We start from the raw sequence: 6,045 nt of genomic DNA on the forward strand, positions 1-6,045 counted from the left end.
GGGATGCGAGTGAACGGGACGGTTTCAGGCCGCCAGCGGCGCGGCCCTGGAACCCGAATCGAGGAAGCCGCGCAGCGCCGCGAGTTGCTCGGCTGCGCTGCCCAGAGTGTTGAAGTGACGGCGGAAGGTCTCACCTTCGGGCAGGGCCGCAACGTACCAGCCCACATGCTTGCGCGCGGTGCGCACGCCGATGGCTTCGCCATACAGCGCATAGTGGTCGTCGAGGTGGGCGAACAGCCAGTCGCGCCATTGCACGGGCGCGGGGTCGGGCAGCAGGACGCCGCGCTCCAGATAGGCCGCGACCTGGCCGAACAGCCAGGGCCGACCCATGGCGGCACGGCCGATCATCACCGCGTCGGCGCCGCTTTGCCGCAGCACGGCGGCGGCCTTTTGCGGTGAGTCGATGTCGCCATTGGCCACCACCGGAATGCCCACGCTGCGCTTCACTTCGGCGAGTGTGGCGTATTCGGCTTCGCCGCCATAACCTTGCTCGCGGGTGCGGCCGTGCACCACCAGCATCGCGGCGCCTGCGGCTTCGGCCCTGCGGGCGATGCGTGGCGCGTTGCGCGCGGCTTCGCACCAACCGGCGCGCATTTTGAGCGTGACCGGGGCGTCGAACGGGCGGGCGGCCGCCACCGCCGCCTCCACCAACCGCGCGGCGAGGTCTTCGTCCTGCATCAGGGCGGAGCCAGCCCAGCGGTTGCACACCTTCTTCGCCGGGCAGCCCATATTGATATCGATGATGTCGGCGCCGCGCTCCAGGTTGTAGCGAGTGGCCTCGGCGATCTGCTCGGGGTCGGTGCCGACGATTTGCACCGCGATGGGCGCGGCTTCGCCGTCGTGATTGGCGCGGCGTGAGGTCTTGAGGGTGTCGCGCAGATCGGCGCGCGAGGTCACCATCTCGCTCACACAGTAACCCGCGCCGAGTTGCCGCGCCAGACGGCGATAGGGCCGGTCGGTCACCCCGGCCATGGGTGCAGCGAACACCCGGTTGGGCAGCAGGTGCCGCCCCAGACGCAGGCCGCCCGCGAGCCCGGTCGGGGGCGCGGAGGGGATGAGATCGACGGGGTTGGACATGGGCGCGGCGGGTAGTGTGCGAGCAGAAGGCGGGCAACGTCTGCGCTGCCGTTTTTTTGAGCAGATGATTTTAGGCGATCCGGCGGGCCGCCAGCCCGGAACCGGCTCATGAGAAAACGTAGGGCCGCCCCAAGTTTCCTTGACACCCCACGGGGGCGGGTTGGGCAACCCCCTCCCGGCCTCCCCCACTGCGTGGAGGAGGTGAGAACAGCGCTGTGCGGCGCTTCGAATGCCCTTCCCGACCTCCCCCACTTGTGGGGAGGGTTGGGGTGGGGATTGCCCGGCCCTGGGGGCTCTCAACGTGCGCTGACAGGCCCCGGCTTGAGCGCGATGGGCTGCTCGGGGACTAGCCCCTGCGAGCGCCGTTCGGCGATGCGCGCCCAGACGGCGCGCTTACCCGCGTCATCCAGATTGGACCAGTCGCTGATTTCCTGCAGGGTGCGGGCGCAGCCCAGACAGAGTCCGCTAGCGGCGTCCAGCGTGCAGACGTTGATGCAAGGAGAGGGAACCGTCATTGCGGCGCCCGCGTGACAGCGCTCGGCGCAACGCCCAGCCAACGCGGCAGGTCATTGGGCCGCAGAGGAAAGACCGCATGCGGATGACCCGCCGCCGCCCAGACGCGGTCGAAGCGCCAGAGGCTGGCGTCCACCAAGGCGATGGGCGGCTGGGTGTGGCCCACCGGGCTGACCCCGCCGATGGCGAAGCCGGTGGCGGCGCGCACGAAATCGGCATCGGCCCGAGCCAGCTTGCCGACCTGCGCGGCCACGGCCTTTTCGTCCACCCGGCGATCACCGGCGCAGACCACCAGCACAGCGCGGTCGCTGTCCACATGCCGGAACACGATGGACTTGGCGATCTGCCCCAGCGCCACACCGAGGGCGTCGGCCGCCTGCTGCGCGGTGCCGGCGGCGGCGTCGAGCATCACCGGCGGTTCGGCATGGCCCAGGGCGGCGAGCGCGTCGATCACGCGCTGCACGGAGTCGGAAGGGGAAGAGGAAGGAGAAGAAATAGCCGTTGTTTGCATGATGAAGCGGCTCAGGCGGCGCAGGCGGGTTCGCCTTGCTCGGCGGCCCATTTGGCGAGCAGCGCCTTGCCCGCGCGGCTGTTGTTCGGTCGGTTGATAGCGCGGGTGATGAAGTCGCCGGCCTCGACCACCGCGCGCAGGTTCACCCCGGTGTCGATGCCCAGGCCGTGCAGCAGGTAGAGCACATCTTCGGTGGCGACATTGCCGGTGGCGCCCTTGGCGTAGGGGCAGCCGCCCAGACCCGCGACGGAGGAATGAAAGCTGGCGACGCCCATCTGCAGCGCCGCAAGAATGTTCGCCAGCGCCTGACCATAGGTGTCGTGGAAATGGCCAGCCAACTTATCCATGGGGAAGGCCGCCGCGCTGGCCTCGAACACGGCCTGCACCGCACCGGGCGTGCCCACGCCGATGGTGTCGGCAATGTCGATGCAGTCGCAACCCAGATCGGCCATGCGGCGCACGACTTCGGCCACCGCTGACGGCTCGACCGCGCCCTGGTAGGGGCAGCCCAGCGCCACCGAGATGCTGCCGCGCAGCTTCACCCCCGCGCTCTTGGTAGCCTCGGCCACGGGACGGAAGCGCTCGATCGATTCGGCGATGGAGCAGTTGATGTTCTTCTGCGCGAACGCCTCGCTCGCGGCGCTGAACACCACCACCTCGTCCACGCCGACAGCCAGCGCCGCCTCCATGCCCTTCATGTTCGGCACCAGCGCGGAATACACGGTGCCGGGACGACGGCGGATGCCCGCCATCACCTCGCTGCTGCCCGCCATCTGCGGCACCCACTTGGGCGAGACGAAGGCGGCGGCTTCGACATTGGGCAGCCCGGCTGCGGACAGGCGGTCGATGAGATCGACCTTCACCGCAACGGGAACGGGGTTGGCTTCGTTTTGCAAGCCGTCTCGCGGGCCGACTTCAACGACTTCGACGAATTTGGGCAAATGGTTCAAAGTGGACATGGCAATCTCCCGTTCAGTAACCCAGCCGCATATCCACCACGCCGCCCGGTTTTTCGCCGCGTTCGATGGCGGCAATTTTGCGCATCACCTGCGCAGCGGACGGCCCGACCAGGGTCTGCGCGGCCACATGTGGGGTGACGCGCACCCGCGGATGGCTCCACAGCGCATCGGCCGCGGGCAAGGGCTCGGTGGCGAACACATCGAGCAGGGCGCTGGCCAGATGCCCGCCGTGCAGCAGATCGAGCAGATCGGCCTGATCGATCACCGCGCCCCGACTGGCGTTGATGAGATGCGCGCCCTGCGGCAAGCGGCTGAGAACAGCGTAATTGAGCAGGCCGCGGGTGTCTGCGGTCAGCGGCAACAACACCACCAGCACCCGGGTCTGCGCCAGAAATTCATCGAGGCGGTCCAGGGCGTAGATCGCGCAGCCCAGCTCGGCTGCGAAGCGCGACTGCCCGCTGCGGCTGCAGGCCAGAATGGGAAAGTCCATCGCCGCCACGCGCCGGGCGGCGGCCGCGCCCATCTGCCCCAGACCGAGAAAGCCCACGCTGAAACTGGCGCGCGGCGGCAAGGGCAGCGGCTCCCAGCGGGCCTTGGCCTGCTGCGCCGCGTAATCGGTCATGCGGCGGTAGGCATGCAAAACGCCTTCGGCCACGTAGTCGGCCATTTGGCGTCCCATGCCCGCGTCTTCCAGACGGATGAGCGGCACGCCGGGATGCAGGCGGTGCAGCGCCGGGGCGATGGCATCCACGCCCGCGCCCAGATTGAACACGGCGCGCAGCCCCATCTGCCCGGCGAGCCAATCGGCATCGGGCCGCCAGACCAGGGCGAACTCGGCCTGCGCGTCCGGGTCGCTCGGGGCGTCGATCACGTCGATGGCCAGGCCGATTTCCTTGGCGTGCTGCATCAGCGCGTCGCGCCAGCGGCGAAACGGCTCATCCGGGTCCCAGACCGCGAGCCTCATGCTGGCGAGCCCTCGGTTTTCAAAGCCTCGATGCGCAGCAGCTCCACGCCTTCGCTGACCTGATCGCCCACCGCGTAAAGCACCTCGCTCACCTGCCCGGCCGACGGGGCGCTGAGCGTGTGCTCCATTTTCATCGCTTCGAGCACCAGCAGCGGGGCGCCGACCTGCACCGTGTCGCCCGCTTGCACATGCAGGGCGATGATTCTGCCGGGCATGGGCGCGGTCAGGCGGCCGTCGGCCGAGCCCCCGTCGGAGCTGCCCAGATCGGCGCCCAGCGCTTGCAGCGTGACCTGTTCGCCGCCTGAGAACACCTGAAAAGACGTCTCGCCCAGCCGAACCACGCTCATCTGTGCACGCTCATCACCCAGCGTGAGAACCAGGGCGAATTCCGTCGTGACATCGTTCACCCGCGTGCTATGCGCGGAGCAGGCGAAGGGCTGCGGCTGAGGCGAACCCGGCGTCTGGATGCGCAAGGGCTGGCCTGTCGCCGTAAGCAGCGTGCACGCCAAAACACCCCACGGGCTGTCGAAGCGAAACACGCGCGGCGGCAGCACGCCGTTGGTAAACCCGTCGCAAATTGACCATGGCGACCAGGCCGACCAAGGATCGGCGCTCTGTTGCGCGCGCTCGTCTTCGAGCATGGCGCCGATCGCAGCGGCACAGGCCAAAGACTGCGGAATGGACGGCGGCGCGAGCAGCGCCTCGTGCTCGCGGGCGATCAATCCCGTGTCGAGCACGCCCCCGGCAAACGCCGCAACACCCAGCAGGCGGTGGAGAAACTGCGCATTGGTCTGCAAACCGGCGATGCGGGTGGCGGCCAGCGCTTGGCGCAGCCGTCTGCGCGCCTGCTCGCGAGTCTCGCCCCAGGCGATCAGCTTGGCGATCATGGGGTCGTAGAACGGGGTGATGGCGTCGCCCTCGAACACCCCGCTATCGACTCGAATGCCCTCTGCCCCCACCGCACCGAAGGCGACATGCGGCGGCAACGCCAGCCGCCGCAACTGGCCGGTGGAAGGCAGAAAACCCGCCTCGGGATGTTCGGCGTAAAGCCGCGCCTCAATGGCATGCCCGCTGCAGCGCACCTCGGCCTGCGTGATGGGCAGCGGTTCGCCTGCGGCCACACGCAATTGCCACTCGACCAAATCGAGGCCGGTGATCAGCTCGGTGACGGGATGCTCGACCTGCAGCCGCGTGTTCATCTCCATGAAGTAGAAGCGCTGCGGCGCCCCGCCTTCGCTGCATTCGACGATGAACTCCACCGTGCCCGCACCTACATAACCCACGGCTCGGGCGGCGGCCACGGCGGCCTCGCCCATCTCGCGGCGCAGGGCATCCGGCAGGCCGGGGGCCGGGGCTTCTTCGATGACTTTCTGATGGCGCCGCTGCATCGAACAGTCGCGCTCGAACAGCCACAGCACATGGTCGTGCTGGTCCGCGAAGATCTGGATTTCGATGTGGCGCGGGTTGCGCACCAATCGCTCGATGAGCACCGCGTCGTTGCCGAAACTGCTCTGCGCTTCACGGCGACACGAGGCCAGCGCCGCATCAAAGTCTTCGACGCGCTGCACCTCGCGCATGCCCTTGCCGCCACCGCCCGCACTCGCCTTGATCAACACCGGAAAACCGATGCGCGCGGCTTCGGCCCTGAGCAACGCCGCGTCCTGCTCCGCACCGTGATAACCGGGCACCAACGGCACGGACGCCGCTTGCATCAGCCGTTTGGACTCAGCCTTGAGCCCCATCGCCTGCATGGCCTCGGGCGGCGGGCCGATGAACACCACCCCGGCCTCGGCGCACTGCCGCGCGAAGCCTGCGTTCTCGCTGAGAAAACCATAGCCGGGATGGATGGCCTGCGCGCCGGTGTCGCGCGCCGCCTGCAGGATGCGCTCACCCCGCAGATAGCTCTGCGCCGCCTCGGCCGGGCCGATGCACACCGCCTCGTCGCACGCCGCCACATGCGCCGCCTGCGCATCGGCCTCGGAATACACCGCCACGGTACGGATGCCCAGCCGACGGCAGGT

At 68.7% G+C, this 6,045-nt stretch carries 6 protein-coding genes; all 6 read right to left on the reverse strand.

What is annotated here, in order from left to right; all coding sequences use genetic code 11:
• Nucleotides 1-24 precede the first annotated feature (24 nt).
• On the reverse strand, nucleotides 25-1,077 hold the full coding sequence (gene dusB / locus B7X30_RS10395; RefSeq protein ID WP_286730484.1) for a tRNA dihydrouridine synthase DusB: 1,053 nt from the start codon (nucleotides 1,075-1,077) through the stop codon (nucleotides 25-27).
• A gap of 296 nt (nucleotides 1,078-1,373) precedes the next feature.
• Nucleotides 1,374-1,592, reverse strand: a complete 219-nt coding sequence (locus B7X30_RS10400; protein WP_286730485.1) for a DUF1289 domain-containing protein — start codon at nucleotides 1,590-1,592, stop codon at nucleotides 1,374-1,376.
• Nucleotides 1,589-2,101: a YbaK/EbsC family protein gene (locus B7X30_RS10405; RefSeq protein ID WP_286730486.1), complete on the reverse strand. Its 513-nt coding sequence runs from the start codon at nucleotides 2,099-2,101 to the stop codon at nucleotides 1,589-1,591. The genes B7X30_RS10400 and B7X30_RS10405 overlap by 4 nt, the downstream gene beginning before the upstream one ends.
• Before the next feature lie 11 nt (nucleotides 2,102-2,112).
• Nucleotides 2,113-3,060 carry a hydroxymethylglutaryl-CoA lyase gene (locus B7X30_RS10410; RefSeq protein WP_286730487.1) on the reverse strand — a complete coding sequence of 316 codons (948 nt, stop codon included), beginning with the start codon at nucleotides 3,058-3,060 and terminating at the stop codon, nucleotides 2,113-2,115.
• 13 nt (nucleotides 3,061-3,073) lie between these two features.
• Nucleotides 3,074-4,024: a 2-hydroxyacid dehydrogenase gene (locus B7X30_RS10415; protein ID WP_286730488.1), complete on the reverse strand. Its 951-nt coding sequence runs from the start codon at nucleotides 4,022-4,024 to the stop codon at nucleotides 3,074-3,076.
• The coding region (locus B7X30_RS10420; protein ID WP_286730489.1) for an ATP-binding protein at nucleotides 4,021-6,045 on the reverse strand (2,025 nt) is incomplete at its 5' end. The genes B7X30_RS10415 and B7X30_RS10420, both read right to left, overlap by 4 nt.

This window comes from Thiomonas sp. 13-64-67 (assembly GCF_002282795.1).
Lineage (GTDB): Bacteria > Pseudomonadota > Gammaproteobacteria > Burkholderiales > Burkholderiaceae_C > Thiomonas > Thiomonas arsenitoxydans.